The following is a 19,890-nucleotide window of genomic DNA, read 5'->3' on the forward strand; positions in this document are numbered from 1 at the left end:
ATTTTATCGACATTTCGGTTTAACTATTCTACGCTTCGGTATCGTCGAAATATCCGCCCAGTCGTCGAGTTGAACGCCTTACTTATCTATTATTAAAAATAGTCTCAGAATTTAGTGATTGATTTGTTGCAGAATTCAGCGACACAGAGAAGTTGAACAATTCTTAGAAACCGACATTCAAAATACTAAATAATAAAACAATGAAGAAGTTAGCATCAATTTTTACACTTATAATAGCTGCCACGACATTGGCAACTGCACAGTTTGGCCCTGGTGGTCCAGGCGGAATGGGCGGCGGACAAAGAGGTGGCGATGGCAATGGAAGACCAAAAGCTACACCTGCTGCACCAACGCTTAATCTTGACGGAGACGCTCCAAAAGGAAATTCAAAAGTTTTTGGTTTTGTGGTTGACGAAAGCGTTTCAACAGCCGTTGAATTTGCTAACGTTGCTCTTTATACTAAAGATACAAAGAAAGTAGTTGATGGCACAATCGCTGACGAAAAAGGTAAGTTTTCAATGAACCGTGTGGCGGCTGGCGAATATAACTTGGTTATCACATTTATCGGTTTCACAGATAAAACCATTGAAGTAAAAGTTGAAAAAGGCAAAGACAACGATTTGGGCGTAATAAAATTGGCTCAAAGCGTAAAACAATTGGATGAAGTAACCGTAACAGCCGAAAAATCAATGATTGAAGAAAAAGTTGATAGATTGGTTTATAATGCCGAAAAAGATTTGACCTCAAGAGGTGGTGATGCTGCTGATATTTTGCGTAAAGTTCCGATGCTTTCGGTTGATTTAGATGGAAACGTTTCGTTGCGTGGAACTTCAAACATCAGAGTTTTGATTAACAACAAACCCTCTACAATTGTGGCAAGTAGCATTGCTGATGCCTTAAAAATGATTCCTGCCGATTTGATTAAAAGTGTTGAAGTAATCACGTCACCATCAGCCAAGTACGATGCGGAAGGTTCGGGTGGTATCATTAATATCATTTTGAAAAAATCTACTTTACAAGGTTTAACGCTCAACGTTGATTCGGGTGTAGGTATTCGTGGCTCAAACTTGAGCTTAAACGGAAACTATCGTCAAGGTAAACTGGGCGTAACGTTGGGTGGTTTTGGCCGTGCGTTCTATAATAAATCGTTGGTTACTTTAGATCAAACTACGCTAAGAAATGGTGTTTCGACTCTAACAAATCAATCGGCAGATGCGAGTGATAACGGACTTTTTGGAAGATATAATTTAGGTTTTGATTATGATCTGGCCAAAAACCAATCGCTTACTGCTTCGGTAGCGTTCGGTACTCGTGGTTTTAGCCGTACACAGGATTTTACAATCAATCAGTTTACAAATAATGTTTTGAATTCGACTTCTTATAGAAATGTTGATAGCCGAGACGCCTCAAATTCGGTTGATTTAAACCTTGATTATATTCGTACTTTCAAGCCTTCACAAGAGTTTTCGATTTCTGGTCAATACAGCCAAAATAAATTAACTAATAATTTCTTTACTGATTTGTTGGGTAATTCACAAGAGCTGGTAAGCCGCCAAAAAAACTTAAACCAAAACTTTAACAAGGAAATTACTTTGCAAACTGATTTTCAGACACCAATCAAACAAAATCAAATGTTTGAGGTAGGTTTAAAAACAGTAAGACGTCAGGTAGATAGCGATTTTGAGTATTTAGTGGCTAATCCAACAGGGTCGTTTTCATCAGATGCCCGTAATCCAGGAGGTTTATTGAATTATAGCCAAAATATTGCCGCAGGATATGTTTCATACACTCTTACAACAAGGAATAAATATACGGTCAAAGTGGGTACTCGCTATGAATATACAACCATCGACGCCAACGACCAAAACAATGATATTGTAATTCCTGCTTACGGAAATCTTGTGCCGAGCATCAATATTTCAAAGCCTTTCGGTAAATCATCGACCTTGAAATTGGCTTACAATAACCGTATTCAAAGACCAGGTTTACAACAACTTAACCCAAACCTTAATATTTCAAATCCTCAGAGTATTTCAGTAGGTAATCCAACTTTGAGACCCGAAATCTCAAATAACGTTGAATTAGCTTTAAGCACAAATATCAATAAAACATATTTGAATGTTTCGGTGTTTGGTCGTCAGACAAACAACTCAATCACGCGTATTTCGATGCCGTCAGATTCGGTTGTTGGGGCAATCATTACCACATTTGAAAATATTGGTAAAGAGCAAACTTTCGGAACAAATATCTTCGGAAATTTCTTCTTAACACCAAAATGGACATTGAATGGAGGAGTTGATATATTCTATAATTATTTAGAAGGACAACAAACTGGTTTAGATGGGCTTTCGGCAAAAATAAGTAATGATGGTATCGTAGTTAGTGGACGTTTACAATCGTCAATTTCTTTGAAGAAAGGTTGGGCTGTTCAAGCTTCAGGCGGTTTCAGAGGAAATCGTGTGCAGCTTCAAGGTTCACAAGGTGGAATGGGTATGTATTCAATCGGTGCAAGAAAAGAATTTGCTAATAAAAAAGGTAGCATCGGTCTTGCTGCTGAAAACTTCTTCGGAATGAAAATGAGAAGCACACTAACCACGCCAATGTTTAATCAAGTAATGGTTAATAACCTTTATAACCAAAACGTGAAACTAACTTTCAGCTATAAAATTGGTAAAATGAAATTTACTGAAAGCAAAAAATCGAAAGTGAAAAACGATGACGTGATGGGCGGTGGTGATAATAACTAAGAATAACATCGAAGAATGGTCTTGGAGAAACTGATTTCTTCGAGCCATTTCTCAGGAAATATAAAGATTTTTATTTTGATTAGGTTGAAAAATTAGAAGGCTTGCGATTTTCAGCAAGCCCCTTCTTTTATCAAAATAGAGCCTATCTTTCAACGTTTATTTGTTTTCTAACGTATTGTATAAAATTTCGATACCTTTACTTCGATTAGAGTTTTAATTATTAATGTTTTATCAACCTAAAATTATCCTAAAACTATGAATCAAGAAATTATCAACCTTTTCGATGAGTACACGCACAAGCCACTCACTCGAAGCGATTTTATGACACGTTTGGCAAAGCTCGCGGGTGGTACTGCCGCTGCGATAGCCATTTTGCCATTATTAGAAGTAAATTACGCCCATGCTACTACCATTGCTGAAGACGATGAAGACATAACTACCGAAGAGGTTACTTACGAAGGCGATGGCACAACAATGAAAGCCTATCTGGCTAAACCTAAGAAAATTTCTGGGAAAATTGGTGCAGTTTTAGTGATTCATGAGAATCGTGGACTTAATCCGCACATCAAAGATGTAACTCGCAGAGTGGCAAAAGCAGGATATTTAGCTTTGGGTGTTGATGCACTTTCGCCGTTCGGGGGTACTCCTGCCAACGAAGATGAAGCTCGTGGTTTGTTTGCCAAACTCGATGCTCAGAAAAATATCAATAATTTTGTAAAAGGTTTTGATTACTTACGCTCACTAAAAGAGTCTAATGGAAAAACCGCTTGCGTTGGTTTTTGTTGGGGTGGAGCAATGGCTAATCAGATGGCCGTAAATTCGCCGCAACTCAATGCAGCAGTTGCATATTATGGTCGTCAAGCAGAAGCTGCTGATGTGCCAAAAATCAAAGCATCTTTGATGCTACATTATGGCGGACTTGACGAACGAGTAAATGCAGGAATCCCAGCTTTCGAGGCTGCACTAAAAGCCGCAGGCACAAAACACGAGATATATGTTTATGATGGAGCTAATCACGCTTTTAATAACGATACCGCTCCAACCCGATATAATGCCGAAGTAGCCAAATTAGCTTGGGAGCGAACGCTTCGTTTGTTTAAAGATACTTTATCTTGAAAATAAAATTTATAAAAAACTAACCTAAAATTTACGAATATGTTAAAGAAAATTGCTCTTGGAGTTGGGGTCATATTGATTCTGATTCAGTTTATACATCCAGAAAAAAATCTTTCGGATGATAATACGTATGATATTTCAACACAATATGCAGTACCAGCCGATGTAAAGCAAGTCCTTCAAGTTGCTTGTCGAGATTGTCATTCCAATAAAACTGAATATCCGTGGTACAACAATATCCAACCCGTTGCCTTTTTCTTGGCACATCACGTAGATGATGGTAAAAAACACCTCAATTTCTCAACTTTTACTAAACTTCCGATTGCCGTACAAAATCATAAGCTTGAAGAAGTGATTGAGACCGTCGAAGAAAACGAAATGCCTTTGGAATCTTACACGGCTCTTGGCTTACACAAAGAAGCTAATCTTACCGATGCTCAACGTCAATTAATTGTTGAATGGGCAAAAACTCAGATGGCCACACTAAAGGCCAATTACCCTGCCGATAGTTTAATAATGAAGCGTCGCAAGCCTGAAGGCGAAGCGGGTAAATAATGCATATAGTCTATTTCGTTAATAGATTGTTAATGTTGTTAAAATAATTTGTCAAGACATTATATGTCATTACATTTGTCCAGCGTATTTAGTCTAATTATTCATAAGTATTAACCAAAAAAACACAGTAAAATGAAAAAAATCACAGTACTTGCTTTTGCTTTATTAGCATCGGTTGCATCTTTTGCACAAAAATGGTCACTTGACAAAGCTCACGCTAAAATGACTTTCACAGTTACTCACTTAATGATGTCAGAAGTTGATGGTGTATTTAAAAGCTTTGATGCTTCAATCACTTCATCAAAAGAAGATTTTTCAGATGCAGTTTTTGAATTGACGGCTGATATGAAACAAGTGACTACTAATCAAGAAATGCGTGATGGTCACCTTCAAAAAGAAGATATTTTTGATACAGCTAAATTTCCAACTTTAACTTTCAAAAGTACATCAATCACTCCAGCAGGTCCAAAAAAATATAAATTGGCGGGTAATGTAACAATGAAAGGAGTTACAAAACCAATCGTTTTAGACCTTACATTGGTTGGTACAGGTACAAACCGTCAAGGTAAAAAATTAGTTGGTTTCAAAGTAACTGGTGCGTTGAAACGTACAGACTTTGGTGTAGGTGCAATGCCATCAGCAGTTGTAGCTGAAGAAGTAGAACTTAGAGCAAGTGGCGAATTTGCTGCTCAATAATAATTAGGTTTTATACCTCAAAAAAAGCATACTGAGAAAATATTTCGGTATGCTTTTTTGTTTTATGACAATCGTCATATTTTTTAAAAACTGACTTTGATAGCTTTGCCTATTCAGATTCTAAGAAAGAAAAATATGACATCAGTAAACGACCTCATTGATAATTCTAAAATGCTTCAAATGATTACGGAGCGATTAGAAACTACGCCTAAAACCAAAGCAATTACTCATCTCGAAATGAACCCCGAGTTGATTGAACTGATTTTGGATTTATACAATGACGATGAAGATTTTCCTTTCGAGAAAATGCAGAAATTTTCGGTTGCAGATATTCTTGATTATCTACAAGCAACACATAAATATTATTTAAGCAAGAAATTGCCCGAAATTGAGCAATCATTATTGCATATTTTTAGCAAATATGGTCAAAGTCACCAACTTTTGGCGAGTTTGGCAATTTTCTTTAATAATTATAAAAATAAGCTCGTTGACCATATTCGTATGGAAGAAAAACAATTGTTTCCGTACATACGCCGAATGATTGTTGCTTCAAAAGTGAAGCCCGTATGTGCTGAAAGCCTTGAGCTTGATCCCGAATTTTCAATAGAAAAATTTATTGCCAGCCACTCTCCAATAGAAGATGAGTTGAAAGAAGTGAGCGAAATAATCAAGCAATATTCTGACAACAAAACCACTCCATTACCTTACAAAGTTTTCTTGAATCAGGTTGAACTATTTGAGCTTGAACTCCGTAAGCACGCAATCATCGAAGACCACGTTTTAGTACCTATGGTAGTAGAATTGGAAAAGAAAACCAAGCATTTATCTTTGTGAACATAAGTAATTTGAGACTTAGGTAAAATGTATATGGTATTACAGTGGAGAGACTACTTATTACAGACTATTTTCAAAACACATACCTCAGATAAAAATGCAAGGCTCGGTGAACATTCATCGGGCTTTTTTGTTATTTTTAGAAATCATTTTCAAACATTCACGCCTATTATCATGAAATACAAATTCATCGTTTTCATCGCTTTACTTTTGCAGTTATCACAAACTTTCGCACAGCAAACACAAAAAGGCTTACTTTGGGAAATTTCGGGTAACGGATTATCGCAGCCTTCGTATGTTTTTGGCACAATTCATATGATTTGTCCAGATAAGTTTTTTGTTCCGAAAGGCACAGAAGAAAAACTGAAGGTTGCCCAACAAATCTTCTTAGAGATTGACATGGACGATCCACAAATGATAATGAAAACTCAAAAGCTGATGATGTCGAGTGATGGGAAAAAGTTGAAAGATATTATGAATGAGGGTGATTATAAGGTTTTTAGTGAATATTTTAAGAAAAACGTAGGCATGGATGTAACGATGTTTGGTCCAGCAAAACCGATGCTCTACATGAGCGTTGCGATGATGAAATCAACGGGCTGTTCGATGCCTAAATCTTACGAGGAGTATTTTGTGAAAGAGGCCAAAACTGAAAAAAAAGAAGTTTTGGGACTCGAAACCATTGAAGATCAAATGGCTGTAATGGACAAAGCACCGATTGAACAACAAGTTTCATGGTTGATGGAAATTGTAAACGAAAGTGAGAAAGGTAATGAAACCTACAATCAAATGATTGATTTGTACATAAAACAAGATGTTGAGGCTCTGACAAAAATGATTTCGGAGAAAATGGTGGGCATGAAAGGGATGGAAGAAGAGCTGTTGGATAAAAGAAATCAAAATTGGATTCCTGTAATCGAACAGAATATTAAGCAGAAGTCAACTTTTTTTGCCGTAGGAGCGGGGCATTTGGGCGGAGAAAAAGGTGTATTAAAACTTTTGAAACAGAAAGGATATACCTTGAAGAGTTTAGAGTAATAGATTTTGAAATTTCTCAGAAACGAAACAATCACGGCTTATTTATTGCTAATAAGCTACTTAATGCTATATTTGTAAGTATTAAAGCTTTCACAAGTCCTATTTAATTATTAAAAAATTGCAATTTAACGAACTTAACCTTCATGATGACGTACTGACAGGAGTGGACGCCATGAATTATTTACAAGTCACTCCGATACAAGAAAAAGCCATTCCGATTATTCTTTCTGGAAAAGATTTAATAGCATCGGCACAAACAGGCACTGGCAAAACCGCAGCTTATTTGATTCCGATTTTAGATAAAATTAGTCGTGAACCGAGTAATCATACTTCGGCACTCATATTAGTACCTACCCGTGAACTTGCCAAACAAATTGATGAACAAATAGAAGGTTTTAGCTATTTTATTAAAGCTACCAGCATTGCTATTTATGGTGGAGGGAAAGGCGAAGACTGGGACCAACAACGCAAAGCTTTGGTAAAAGGTGCAGATATTATTATTGCTACTCCAGGCCGTTTGATGGCTCACATGAATTCGGGCGAGGTAAAATTTGATAATTTAAAGTGTTTGATACTTGATGAAGCCGATAAAATGCTCGATATGGGCTTTTCGGAAGATATTCTTTTTGTGTTGAAACATTTACCTCAAAATCGCCAAAATCTAATGTTTTCGGCCACAATGCCTAAGAAAATCAGAGATTTTGCTGATAAAATCCTCAAAAACCCTGAAGAAATTCGTTTGGCAGTTTCAAAACCAGCAGTGGGAATTGACCAACAATTTTATTTAGCTTCTGATGAGCAAAAATTACCATTGTTGATTCATCTGATGAAAAATACTGTCGCCGAATCGGTCATTATTTTTACCTCACAAAAGTCGATGATCGATAAAGTTGTTCGGATTTTAAATCGAAATAAATTTGAAGCAAAAGGTATTTCATCAGACAATTCGCAGGAAGACCGTGAAGAATCATTGAGGGGATTTAAGAATAAACAATTCAAGATTTTGGTAGCAACGGATGTGCTTTCGAGAGGAATTGATATTAATAACCTAAATTTGGTAATCAATATTGATGTGCCTCGTGATGCCGAAGATTATATTCACCGCATCGGCCGAACCGCCCGTGCTGAAACTACGGGTACGGCTTTTACTTTTATCAATGAAAAAGACCAATATCGTATCGCAAACATTGAGAAATTACTCGAAAGAGAAGTAGAAAAACAAAATATTACTGAGAGTTTAGGACTCGGAAAAGCACCTGAATACAAAGCATCACAAGCTCGCAAACCTTACCGAAAACCAAGTGGTAAAAAGAAGTTTTTTAACAAAAAAGGTACAGAAAATAAGAAGCCAACAGCAGGCTGATTTAGAGCCCCAAAACAACGCAGCAATAAATAAAAAAGCAGTAGTAATATTAATTGCTACTGCTTTTTTATTTATCTAAACTTTATGTCATTAAATGACACAAAATAGATTGAAGAAATATTAATTATTTGGTGGGCTGTGTTGCTGGTGCAGGAGTTGTTGCTGGAGTCCCACTTGCAGGAGCTGCGGCTGGTGTAGCTGCTGGAGCAGTTGGGCGAGCTGTAGCTTTTTCTACATTTAAGCCGTTATCATTGGCCGCTGCACCTGTTTTGTCCAAAAATATACCTGCTGTTAAAGCACCTACAATGATGAATGCAAAAAAGCCCCAAGTAAGTTGCTCAAGAATATCGCCAGTGCGTTGTACACCAAACATCTGTGAACCAGCACCACCAAATTCGCTCGAAAGACCACCACCTTTTGGGTTTTGAATCATAATCACTAATACTAACAAGATGGCAACAATTACCATTAAAACTAAGACTGTAGTGTACATTTTTACAATGAATGATTAACTTATGAATAATATTTTTAAATTTCCTTTTATTTAAGAAATGACAAAAAATATGCTGAAAGACTTGATAATGAATGAGTTATTTGAAAAGTGTTTTCAAAAACTATTGCATTTTTCTTTGTATGTCAGCTATTTTTTCCGCAAAGTAAGCACTTTTTTCGGGATTTTTTACTAAAAGTTTCTTATAAACTTCAATTGCTTGATCGAAACGACCTTGACGAGATAAAATCTTGGCATAACTTTCGGTTAGCAGTGGCCCTTTGAGAGTTGTACTACGCTCGCTCAAATCTTCTACTTCTTCGTTGATTCCACCTTGTCTGATTGGCTGAATGCGTGGTTCTTTTTTTATAAATTGTTCAATAATGGCCAATTGTTCGTCTTGAATATTTCTTAATGCTGGTTTTGCAATAGATTCTATTAATTCTTCTTCCAATTTCTCACGGTTTAATTCTTCTTCAATAGTTCCTTGCGAAAATTTATGCTCGATTGGAATTTCTGATATTCTGATAGTCGGTACAGAATTCCAATCCATGTCATTTTCGATTACTTTTCTTAGTGCATTTCGGCTGAGTGCATAGATGGCAGCTTTCCGAACAGCATCTTGGGCAATTTCGGGTGCTTTTGTATAAATTCCTTTGGCAATGAGCGTATAACCCAACTGAAAATACGGGAACTTCTTAGTTGCATTTTCCATCAGCATTATATCATTAAGTGATAATGCCTGTGGGTTGCTCATGTAGTCTATAAAATTATTTTTATTAAGCATATTTTTGTTTAATGGATAATGTATAATTGACAATGAATAATTGTAATTCATTATACATTTTGCATTGTTCATTAAATGATTACCACTGTGCGGCTGTATCGGTAAAAATATTTAACACGAGTTGGTCAATTATCTTAGGAACTAAACTACTTTCTACTTGCGAAAGATTTTGTTCTTGTGGAAAATCTTGATAAAAAGAAAATTCTTTTTCAAAACTTTCATCTTCGTATTTTGCATTAACAAATCTCACTTCTACTCTGATAGTTAGTCGGTTAAGGGCTGCTTTGTCACCAGATGTTGCCGAAACTGGCGTTAATTCATAGCCTACAATCGTACTTTCGAGTAGTAAGTCTGCATCACTTGGCTTGAGCTTTAGACTCGTATTACGCTGGTAATATTCTTTCAGTTTTTCTGTGAATGTTAATGTAAGATTGGCAGGGCCACCAGCCGTTCCCATCGCTACATTCTGAATCGTAATCGTCTTTAAGTCGTCTTTGAGCGTTGTACCAGTGAAAGAGTAAATCTTGCAAGAGCTTAGGGAAAAAAGACTAATGACTAATGAATAATTGATAATGAAGAATGTTTTCTTTAATAGTATTCTATTAAAATTTCCCGTTTCCCATTTTCTATTTTTCATTAAAAAATTATTCATCTTCAATATCATATTGTTTGATTTTTCGGTAAAGTGTACGTTCTGAAATTCCTAAATCTAAAGCGGCATATTTGCGTTTGAAGTTGTTTTTCTTCAAAGCCCGAACAATCATTTCTTTTTCTTGCTTTTCGAGAGAATACGAATTTTCTTCGGTTTCATGCGAAATATCTTCAATATTTATCCTGTCACCCTGTAAGCTATCAATTTTGATAATATTTTGATTATCAATGGGTTGGTAGTTCGGGTAGTTCGTTTGCTGTGGCGGATTATAAACAGTTGGAGGAATTAAAGCCACACTATCTTCTTGGTGAATATCTTCAAATAAGCCTTGATGCTGCTGCAAAATATCTGCATTCATCGAAACACTACCTGCTTGCCCGCCTTGCATGAGCGAAAGTACTAATTTTTTTAAATCAGTCATATCTTTTCGCATGTCAAATAGCACTTTGTATAGTAAATCTCGTTCCGAAAAATTACTATCATTTCCGCCATTTAAGCCTTTCAATAGTGTAGGAAGGCCACTTGATTGCTCACGAGGTAGATATTTTGCTAAAATTTCGGCCGAAACAAGGCGTTCAAATTCAAGAATTGTGATTTGTTCAGCAATGTTTTTTAGCTGACGAATATTTCCTGGAAAACGGAAGTTCATCAACATTTGCGATGCACTTTCGGTCAAATCAATGGGACGAATATGATTTTTTTCAGCAAAATCGGTTGAGAATTTTCTGAAAAGTAGTTCAATATCGTAGCCACGCTCACGAAGTGAAGGAACTCTAATAGGAACTGTATTGAGACGATAATACAAATCTTCTCGGAAACGCCCACGTTCAATAGCGTCAAGCAGATTTACGTTGGTAGCCGCTACCACACGCACATCTGTTTTCTTTACTTTAGATGAACCGACTGGAATAAATTCACCGTTTTCGAGTACACGAAGCAATCGTGCTTGTGTACCGATGGGCATTTCGGCAATTTCATCTAAGAAGATCGTACCCGTGCTGGTTGTTTCAAAGTAGCCTTTTCGGTCGTCGATTGCTCCTGTAAATGAGCCTTTTATGTGGCCAAAAAGTTCCGAGTCAATCGTTCCTTCGGGAATCGCTCCGCAGTTAATGGCTATAAATGGCCCGTGTTTGCGAGAGCTAAGTGCGTGAATTATCTTTGAAAATGATTCTTTACCACTACCACTCTCACCATTTATCAATACAGTCAAGTCAGTAGGGGCTACCTGAATCGCCACGCTGAGTGCGTGGTTCAACGCAGGAGCATTACCGATAATGCCGAAGCGATTTTTGACTGATTGTAATTCTGTATTATTGCTCATTTTAATTGCCTTTTAGCTACTGGGATTGATCTTCCAATTAACTATTAGTTATAGAACTAAGTAATTATTAATTCTACATTTTTAATTTCACGTTCATTTAACCGCCTTTCCAATCAAGGTTGCCGACGAACATTCGGTTACTAAAACATTTACATAATCGCCTTTTTGAAAATTCTCTCTTGGGAAAATTATCATTTTGTTTTGGTCGTTTCTTCCCGAGAGATGTTCTTGCGAACGTTTTGAGAAACCTTCAACCAATACTTTATAGACTTTGCCAAGCGAAAGTTGATTGCGTTCTAAAGAGTGTTCACGTTGACGAGCTATAATTTCAGCCAATCGACGGCTTTTTACATCATCTGGCACATCATCTGTTAATTTCTTAGCGGCTGGAGTATTGGGTCTTTCGGAGTAGGCAAACATATAACCGTAGTCATATTTCACGTAGTCCATCAACGAAAGTGTATCTTGGTGGTCTTCTTCAGTTTCAGTGCAGAAGCCAGCAATCATATCTTGCGAAATACCACATTCTTCGCCCAAAATCTCACGAATACGGTCGATTTTTCCCATGTACCACTCACGGTCGTAGGTACGATTCATCAATTCCAGAATACGGCTACTACCACTTTGAGCAGGTAGGTGAATGTATTTACAGATATTATCGTACTTTTTCATGGTGTAAAGTACTTCGTCGGTAATATCTTTCGGGTGAGATGTCGAGAAACGAACCCTTAAATCTGGACTAACTTGTGCCACCATTTCGAGCAAATTTGCAAAAGTAACTGTCGACTCATCAGCCGATTGCCATTTATACGAATCAACGTTTTGTCCCAGAAGAGTCACTTCTTTATAGCCTTGATTGAATAAATCGGTCGCCTCTTTGACAATTGAGTTGGCATCTCGGCTGCGTTCACGTCCACGAGTGTAAGGCACAACGCAGAAACTACACATATTATCACAGCCACGCATGATGCTAATAAAAGCCGTTACACCATTAGAATCCAAACGAATTGGGGTAATATCGGCGTAAGTTTCTTCACGAGAAAGAAAAACGTTTACAGCTTTGTGGCCTTCTTCCACTTCGTTGATAAGGTTTGGCAAATCACGATAAGCGTCGGGACCAACCACCATATCAACAATTTTTTCTTCTTCTAATAATTTAGTTTTCAGACGCTCGGCCATACAGCCCAAAATACCGATTTTAACATTCTTACGTTTGTTTTTCATCGGTACAAGGTGTTGAAGGCGATGACGCACTTTCTGCTCGGCGTTTTCACGGATAGCACAAGTATTGAGCAATATTAACTCAGCTTCTTCAATTTTTGAAGTGGTAGCAAAATCATTTTCTCTCAGAATCGAAGCTACAATCTCGCTATCGGCAAAGTTCATCTGACACCCATAACTTTCTATATAGAGTTTGCGAGAAGCCGTACTCTTTTCATCTTCACTGATGCGAGCCACATCAAGGTCTTTCTTATCTTCTTCGTTGAGAATCTTTAATGAGTTTGTAACTAATTCCATGTTATTTTTGAGTGTAAAAGTTCAATTTTGGGAATTGGACTACAAAATTACAACAATACTGACAGATTGTCAGTTTAAAATAACTTAATTTTTTAGTGGAAAGTTTGATGAATGGTATGAATGGTCATTGAAACGAATAATGAGGCAGATAAATGGCTATTAATCAAGTCAATAAAATCTAATGATCTGATATTTTTAAATGAAATAAATTTCATTTAAAATGTATATTTTGCACGATAATTCAACCTTTACAAAAAAAATGCCTCTCATAATCACAATTATCGGCCTTATTGTGCTGATTTTACTTATTTCTTATTTCAAAATTCATACTTTTTTAGCCTTTCTGATAGTTTCGTTGGGAACTGGATTGGCACTGAATATGAGACCTGAAGCAATTCTAAAATCAATTCAACAAGGGACAGGTAGCACACTCGGTTCGATTGTGGCCATTATTGCACTCGGAGCAATGCTCGGAAAATTGGTGGCCCAAAGCGGAGCTGCTCAGCGGATTTCTACCAAAATGATGGAACTCATCGGCACAAGTCATGTGCGTTGGGCATTTATGATTACTGGCTTTTTGGTTGGGCTTCCACTGTTTTATTCGGTCGGATTTATGTTGCTTGCTCCGTTGGTTATTACGGTGGCTTATCGTTTTAAATTACCAGCGGTTTATATTGGTTTGCCGATGTTGGCTTCGTTATCGGTTACACAAGGATATTTACCGCCGCATCCTGCACCGTTGGCAATCGTGAAGCAGTTTAATGCCGATATGGGGCTTACACTTTTCTACGGAATCATCGTTGCAATTCCCGCAATTTTAGTTTCGGGGGCTTTGTTTGGTTCAACTTTAAAAAAATACACGACATTACCCAATAAAGCATTTATTGCTCCCGACCTTACAGACGAAGAAATGCCTTCAACTTTTAATAGTATGCTCTCGGTTTTGTTGCCAATTATTCTTATTAGTTTTGCCACGGTTGCTGCTTCTTATCTTCCCGAAAACTCTTTTTTGCATAAAAGCTTCTACTTCATCGGCGACCCAGTTGTGAGTATGTTTATTTCGGTTTTGGTTGGAATTTATTTGCTTGGAATCAAACAAAATAAATCAATGTCCGAAATAACCAACCTTTTGGGCGATTCAATCAAAGACGTGGCAATGCTATTTCTGATTTTTGGCGGTGCGGGTGCTTTAAAACAAGTGCTGACCGATGGGGGCGTAAGCCAATCAATTGCTGATATGATGGCAAATTCTTCGCTTCATCCTTTAATTTTGGGCTGGGGAATGGCGGCCATTATTCGAGTAGCCGTTGGTTCTTCAACGGTTTCGGGGATTACGACTGCCGGTTTTATGTTGCCATTACTCGCTTCAACTAATACCGAACCACATTTAATGGTTTTGAGTATCGGTGCAGGAAGTATGATGTTTTCGCACGTAAACGATGCTGGTTTTTGGCTTTTCCGAGAATACTTTCAGCTTTCCATGACCGACACCCTCAAAACATGGTCAGTTATGGAAACTCTTGTGTCGGTTACTGGGCTTTTAGGAGTATTAATTTTGAAAAGTATTATTGGTTAAATGACATTTTTGACATCAATGAGATAATTATTTAATAAAATATTTTCACAAAATGATATATTTGTTCGATTAAAGACCACCATGCTGTTGGTTTAAAAACAATTCTTCACAATTTATTTTATAGAGAAACTTTTTATGAAGTGTACAACTTTGCTTTTGCTATTTTTGAGTATTGTAACATTTGCTCAAGTTAATTTAAATCCATCAATAACTACAAATTCCGAAAGTAATTTCCTTTGTAATCAAAAAGAGATTATTTTATCTGTAAGTATTAAAAATAGTGAATATACTTATCGTTGGTACCGAGATGATATTGTAATAGCTACTTCAAACACTCCATTCTACACGGTAAATCAAGGAGGAAAATACTATGTAAAAATTACAGGTAAAGATTTTGAACAAAAATCTGATGAGATTTTTATCAATGATTGTGAGGTACAGTTGCAAAAAAACTCTGTCATTGAAGAGCTAAAAGAGCCGAGTTCTGAGTCGAAACAAAAAGAATTGTTGGCTAACTTTAATACAGCCTCGAAAAACTATACAATTAAATTAGCACAAGGTTTACCTCAACTTGTATCCACAAATCCAATTATTTGCGGAGCAAATACCAGCACAACACTATCCGTTACGAATACAGACCCCAGCTACACTTATACTTGGCTTTATTCTACTTCATCGTCTGGAAATTTTTCAACAATTTTGAATGAAACTAACTCGATGTACACTACATCTACAGTTGGGTATTATAAAGTCTTTATTAGCGACGGTAGTGGAAATATTACAATAGGACCTTTGTATGTAAGTAATACTCCCTATGGTATTATTAGTGATTCTTTTAATAATCCGTTTGGTACGATTAATACAACAGTCGGGCAGCCAGTTCAACTCAAGTTTACGCTTTTTGGAACAGGGCCATGGACAGTGAATTATTATGATGGAAGCTCAACAAAATCTGTACTTGCAGCAACTTCTCCTTTCTACTTGACTGTTTCGCCAACACAAAACCGGTCATATTATATTTCATATTTATCAAATAATACTTGTTCGACAGGCTTCAATGGCAATAGTGGATTGGTAAAAGTAGTGGTTGATGCCACTACATCCATAAATCTTACTACACCTTCTACTACATCGGTTTGTCCCGGTGGAACTATCGAAATACCTTACACAACAGTTGGTACTTGGACAGATGAAAGAAAAATTTATCTCGAATTAATTAATTCAAGTGGTACATCTACTTATAGTTCATATGGATATTATTCGTCAAATTCAATGCTTTTTCCTATACCAACGGGTATTTCGTCAGGAAATTATAAAATTAGAGCTTCTGTGAGTTTACCATCGATTACATTTCCAGTAGTAAGTTCATATACCATAAATGTTTCGGGTGGGGTATGCAATCCAACAGCTTTTATTACAATGGGGTCTTCTAATGTTGGTTGTTCAAGTGTATCGCTTTCGGCCTATCCATCATCAAGTGATTATACATTTCAATGGCTTTTGAATGGAAGTCCAATTAGTGGAGCTACAAACTATTATTATGGTGCCACGCAAACGGGTAGTTATTCAGTTGTAGTTTCAAAGTCAAGTACAGGATATAGCTCTACATCGGCAGCACAATCAGTAATTGTTAATTCTTTGCAAGCAAAAATTACATCAAATAATCCCTCGCTTTGTGGTTCAAATATAGCAGCTACGCTTAATGCTTCGCCAACAGGTGTAGGTTTTACATATCAGTGGTATAAACAATCATCATCAGGAAGCCTTGAGTCTATTGATGGAGCAACTCAAGCAACTTATACAACTAATGTTACAGGACAATATTATGTGAATGTCAATAATGGAAATTGTAGTAATATGTCAAATAGTTACTATGTCGGAACAGGCCCGATTGCTATAATGACGAATATGAATGACGAGAAGTACAGTAGTGTAAATACTTCGGTTGGACAAGCAGCACAATTAAAAATAAGTTTGTATGGAGGTAGTTCATGGACTTTTTCTTATAATGATGGTAGTAACACAAAAATTGTAGCGACAAACACAAGTCCCTTTATTTTGACATTAACCCCAGAACAAAATAGACGTTATAGTATTTTTAATGTAACAAGTAATTGTTCAAATAATAATGGTTACACTACTGGTTATAATAATATAATCGTAGCCCCCGAAACCGCAATCAGTCTGACTACTCCTGGTACGATCACAGCTTGTGCTGGTGGATCAATTTCAATACCTTATAATACAATAGGTACTTGGACAAGTGAAAGAAATATAGCTCTGGAATTATTAGATGCAAGTGGAAATTTTATAAGTACTTATTCTTATGTGTCTGGTTTTGCAACTAATCCTATTGTATTTCCTATTCCTGAAACTTTGCCTATCGGTACATATAAAATTAGAGCATATAGTACATTACCTTTCATAGCGAACAGTACTTCGTCCACATATTCTATTAATGTAAATAGTACGGGATGTAGTAGTTCGGCTATTTTCACTGTCAGTTCCACTAATGTTTCTTGTACATCTGTTTATCTTACTGCTTACCCGTATTCATTATCGAATGCTTACAGCTATCAGTGGTATCTAAATGGGAATCTTATACCTAATCAAACAGGGCGTAATTTTACTGCTACCCAAACAGGTAATTATTCTGTGAGAGTTACAAGAGCAAGTTCAAACTATGACCAGACAACTTCACAGCAAACTATAACAATAACAGGTTTTAATGCATCTATTACATCGCCCAACAGTGTTATTTGTGGAACAAATACGACCGCCACATTAAATGCAAGTTTTGGTGGAGTTGGTGCAACTTATCAATGGTTTTATTCAGCTTCAATAAACTCATTTATACCAATCGATGGAGTTACAGGACAGGCATATACTGCTACTTCGGTTGGATACTATAGAGTTTTGGTTAGACAGAGTAGTTCTGGGTGCGAAAGCTTAAGCTCGCCATTTTATGTTGGTAATACTCCTTATGGGGTTTTGAGTGACCAAAATGATAATTTAAATGCTATAGTCAACATTTCGTCAGGGCAAACCGCTAACCTTAAAATGACGTTGCATGGACAAGCTCCGTGGGTCGTAAAATATTATGATGGTAGTCAGACAAGAGTCGTTAATGTTACTTCAAGTCCATATATTTTACAAGTAACACCTAATCAAAATAAGATGTACTATATATCAAGTGTTAGTAATTCTTGTGGCGATGGCTATGGAAATGGCAGTGTGCTTGTTAATGTTGATAATTCAACTTCAATTTTACTTAATACCCCAAATAATACAAATATTTGTACTGGAGGTTCTATCGAAATACCATATACTACAGTAGGGACTTGGACAAACGAAAGGAGTATCAATATTGAACTAATAGATGCTAATGGAAACTATGTTTCAGGAAGTGGAATGACGATGGCATTTACAAACCCTATTAGATATTTTATTCCTTCATCTTTAACACTCAATGGTACATATAAAGTTAGAGTACGTCCAATTTTGCCATATATGAGCAATTATACCACAAGTACTTATACATTAACAGTAACAAGTACAGGATGTCTGCCTGCTGCTGTTATTTACCTTGGAACATCCAATAATACCAATTCTAATTCAAATAATATATGTGGTAATGCACCTTTATTTGCTTCACCAAGTGGAAGTGGAAATCTATATAGTTGGTATAGAGATGGTAATTTGGTTTATACTTCAACTGGTTCGTCAAGTTATTTTGCCTCAACAAGTGGTAATTATAGTGTTATTATATCTAATTCATCAACAGGATATAATTCCACATCATTAAATTATCCTATTACAATAAATATGGAGTCAGCTAATTTTTCTGGTAATCCAGTATTGTGTGATGGTGGGTCTGCAATAACACTAACTGGTGATCAGACTTCGGGAAATTATGAGTGGTTTTATTCACCTTCTGGTGTTGGTTTCACTAAAGTAGTTGGTCAAAGTTCATCTACTCTAACCACTTCTAACCCTGGGATATACTATTTTGCGGTTAATAATGGAGGCTGTCAGGCTATCTCAAATACTTATCGTACTTGCCCTATACTATTAAACTACTCCTCAGCTACCGTTTGTCAACAAAGTGGCTTGTCGATCACTTTTAGCTCATATTTATATTTAACAACAAAATATACTTTACAATTGATAGATGCTAATACAAATGTTATTGTGAATGATAATTTAGCCACTGTAATGGGCTCGACATCAGTATCAACTTATACGCTATATTTTAATTTACCAAGTACAGTAGGAGCGGGTGCTTATAGATTACGAGTAGTGTCTAATACGCCCAATTACACATCAACAAGTGTAGGTGTACTTACCGTAAACACATCTACTTCATCCACTGCCCCTACACTTGGAATAAGTCCTAATGTAATTACATCAATTCCTCAAAATGTTGTTCTTACAGCTTCGGGGTGTAGTGGTACTGTTTTTTGGTCAAACAATGTTCAGGGAACTACGCAAGTAGTGAGTGTACAAGAGACAACAACGTTTACAGCCTATTGTAATGTGAATAATTGTAATAGTACATTGTCGAATATAACAGTAACACTTCAGTGCGACCCACTCGAACCAAATAATACTTACTTGACACCAACGATAATTACTAATAATACTTATCAGAGTGTTGATGTCTGTTTAGACAGCGGAAATGATAAAGATTATTTTGCCTGGGTTAATAATGGTAAAGTGTACTACATTTTAGTCCGTCCTTATAGTAGCTCCAATACAGGCAATTATAAGCTATCAGTATCGATGAATAATGGTGTATTGACAATGGAAACCAAAGCAATCACGGGTGGGTCAAATTTGGATACCTATATAATATTATATGATTCTGATGGTATTAGCGAATTGGGTTATGATGATGATTCAGGCGATGGTAATTTTTCATTATTGAATTATATATTACCAACAAATCCTTGTCCTTCGAGTTTAGAATTATACTCATCATTATTTGATGTTTTGAGTGGGCAAATTACAGTGCCAAAAGCAATACAAATTACATCTTCCAATAAATTAAATAATAATTCAGTTACCAATTATAGAGCAGAAAAAGCTATTATGTTAAACCCCGGTTTTGAAACAAAATATTCATCGACAGGTACTTTTAAAGCTGAAATAAAAGGTTGTAGTGATAATTAATTCTAAGTCAGTCTTTTTTATCTAT

Annotated in this window: 14 protein-coding genes; 9 read left to right on the top strand and 5 right to left on the bottom strand. The window is 36.4% G+C overall.

Translation table 11 applies throughout. The annotated features are described in order from the left end of the window. The first annotated feature begins 200 nt into the window (after positions 1-200). The 7 genes from A6M55_RS08670 to A6M55_RS08700 all read left to right on the top strand — a co-directional run bounded on the left by A6M55_RS08670 (position 201) and on the right by A6M55_RS08700 (position 8,349). Complete coding sequence (locus A6M55_RS08670) at positions 201-2,747, top strand: TonB-dependent receptor domain-containing protein (RefSeq protein WP_064197260.1); 2,547 nt, start codon at positions 201-203, stop codon at positions 2,745-2,747. Positions 2,748-3,002: 255 nt separating this feature from the next. Beyond that, positions 3,003-3,863, top strand: a complete 861-nt coding sequence (locus tag A6M55_RS08675) for a dienelactone hydrolase family protein (RefSeq protein ID WP_064197261.1) — start codon at positions 3,003-3,005, stop codon at positions 3,861-3,863. Between the two features lie 39 nt (positions 3,864-3,902). Continuing rightward, the gene (locus A6M55_RS08680) at positions 3,903-4,418 is read left to right on the top strand and encodes a heme-binding domain-containing protein (protein WP_064197262.1); all 516 of its coding nucleotides are present in this window, start codon (positions 3,903-3,905) and stop codon (positions 4,416-4,418) included. A 132-nt stretch (positions 4,419-4,550) separates the two neighbouring features. After that, positions 4,551-5,114: a YceI family protein gene (locus tag A6M55_RS08685; RefSeq protein WP_064197263.1), complete on the top strand. Its 564-nt coding sequence runs from the start codon at positions 4,551-4,553 to the stop codon at positions 5,112-5,114. Positions 5,115-5,249: 135 nt separating this feature from the next. Continuing rightward, positions 5,250-5,948, top strand: a complete 699-nt coding sequence (locus A6M55_RS08690) for a hypothetical protein (RefSeq protein WP_064197264.1) — start codon at positions 5,250-5,252, stop codon at positions 5,946-5,948. Between the two features lie 27 nt (positions 5,949-5,975). Then, positions 5,976-6,986, top strand: coding sequence for a TraB/GumN family protein (locus A6M55_RS08695; RefSeq protein ID WP_082892965.1), 1,011 nt, complete (start codon positions 5,976-5,978; stop codon positions 6,984-6,986). 118 nt (positions 6,987-7,104) lie between these two features. After that, on the top strand, positions 7,105-8,349 hold the full coding sequence (locus tag A6M55_RS08700) for a DEAD/DEAH box helicase (RefSeq protein WP_064197265.1): 1,245 nt from the start codon (positions 7,105-7,107) through the stop codon (positions 8,347-8,349). Between the two features lie 124 nt (positions 8,350-8,473). On the opposite strand, the gene secG is transcribed toward A6M55_RS08700, so the two are convergent. The 5 genes from secG to miaB all read right to left on the bottom strand — a co-directional run bounded on the left by secG (position 8,474) and on the right by miaB (position 13,117). Continuing rightward, positions 8,474-8,842: a preprotein translocase subunit SecG gene (gene secG / locus A6M55_RS08705; RefSeq protein WP_064197266.1), complete on the bottom strand. Its 369-nt coding sequence runs from the start codon at positions 8,840-8,842 to the stop codon at positions 8,474-8,476. Between the two features lie 121 nt (positions 8,843-8,963). Then, positions 8,964-9,626 (bottom strand): hypothetical protein, encoded by a 663-nt coding sequence (locus A6M55_RS08710; protein WP_064197267.1) that lies wholly within the window; start codon positions 9,624-9,626, stop codon positions 8,964-8,966. Positions 9,627-9,705: 79 nt separating this feature from the next. Further along, positions 9,706-10,263 carry an LptE family protein gene (locus A6M55_RS08715; protein WP_064197348.1) on the bottom strand — a complete coding sequence of 186 codons (558 nt, stop codon included), beginning with the start codon at positions 10,261-10,263 and terminating at the stop codon, positions 9,706-9,708. A 7-nt stretch (positions 10,264-10,270) separates the two neighbouring features. Beyond that, positions 10,271-11,599 carry a sigma 54-interacting transcriptional regulator gene (locus tag A6M55_RS08720; RefSeq protein WP_064197268.1) on the bottom strand — a complete coding sequence of 443 codons (1,329 nt, stop codon included), beginning with the start codon at positions 11,597-11,599 and terminating at the stop codon, positions 10,271-10,273. 93 nt (positions 11,600-11,692) lie between these two features. Further along, positions 11,693-13,117, bottom strand: a complete 1,425-nt coding sequence (gene miaB, locus A6M55_RS08725) for a tRNA (N6-isopentenyl adenosine(37)-C2)-methylthiotransferase MiaB (protein ID WP_064197269.1) — start codon at positions 13,115-13,117, stop codon at positions 11,693-11,695. Positions 13,118-13,376: 259 nt separating this feature from the next. Between miaB and A6M55_RS08730 the strand changes: the two genes are divergently transcribed. After that, positions 13,377-14,693, top strand: a complete 1,317-nt coding sequence (locus tag A6M55_RS08730; protein ID WP_064197349.1) for a gluconate:H+ symporter — start codon at positions 13,377-13,379, stop codon at positions 14,691-14,693. Positions 14,694-14,828: 135 nt separating this feature from the next. Next, positions 14,829-19,865: a 3-coathanger stack domain-containing protein gene (locus tag A6M55_RS08735; protein ID WP_064197270.1), complete on the top strand. Its 5,037-nt coding sequence runs from the start codon at positions 14,829-14,831 to the stop codon at positions 19,863-19,865. Positions 19,866-19,890: the final 25 nt, after the last annotated feature.

The organism is Emticicia sp. MM (assembly GCF_001649495.1).

Bases quoted from the DNA above. Each gene is read 5' to 3' on its own strand.
- A6M55_RS08670 (WP_064197260.1), top strand. From the start codon at position 201: ATGAAGAAGTTAGCATCAATTTTTACACTTATAATAGCTGCCACGACA.
- A6M55_RS08675 (WP_064197261.1), top strand. From the start codon at position 3,003: ATGAATCAAGAAATTATCAACCTTTTCGATGAGTACACGCACAAGCCA.
- A6M55_RS08680 (WP_064197262.1), top strand. From the start codon at position 3,903: ATGTTAAAGAAAATTGCTCTTGGAGTTGGGGTCATATTGATTCTGATT.
- A6M55_RS08685 (WP_064197263.1), top strand. From the start codon at position 4,551: ATGAAAAAAATCACAGTACTTGCTTTTGCTTTATTAGCATCGGTTGCA.
- A6M55_RS08690 (WP_064197264.1), top strand. From the start codon at position 5,250: ATGACATCAGTAAACGACCTCATTGATAATTCTAAAATGCTTCAAATG.
- A6M55_RS08695 (WP_082892965.1), top strand. From the start codon at position 5,976: ATGTATATGGTATTACAGTGGAGAGACTACTTATTACAGACTATTTTC.
- secG (WP_064197266.1), bottom strand. From the start codon at position 8,842: ATGTACACTACAGTCTTAGTTTTAATGGTAATTGTTGCCATCTTGTTA.
- A6M55_RS08710 (WP_064197267.1), bottom strand. From the start codon at position 9,626: ATGCTTAATAAAAATAATTTTATAGACTACATGAGCAACCCACAGGCA.
- A6M55_RS08715 (WP_064197348.1), bottom strand. From the start codon at position 10,263: ATGAAAAATAGAAAATGGGAAACGGGAAATTTTAATAGAATACTATTA.
- A6M55_RS08720 (WP_064197268.1), bottom strand. From the start codon at position 11,599: ATGAGCAATAATACAGAATTACAATCAGTCAAAAATCGCTTCGGCATT.
- miaB (WP_064197269.1), bottom strand. From the start codon at position 13,117: ATGGAATTAGTTACAAACTCATTAAAGATTCTCAACGAAGAAGATAAG.
- A6M55_RS08730 (WP_064197349.1), top strand. From the start codon at position 13,377: ATGCCTCTCATAATCACAATTATCGGCCTTATTGTGCTGATTTTACTT.
- A6M55_RS08735 (WP_064197270.1), top strand. From the start codon at position 14,829: ATGAAGTGTACAACTTTGCTTTTGCTATTTTTGAGTATTGTAACATTT.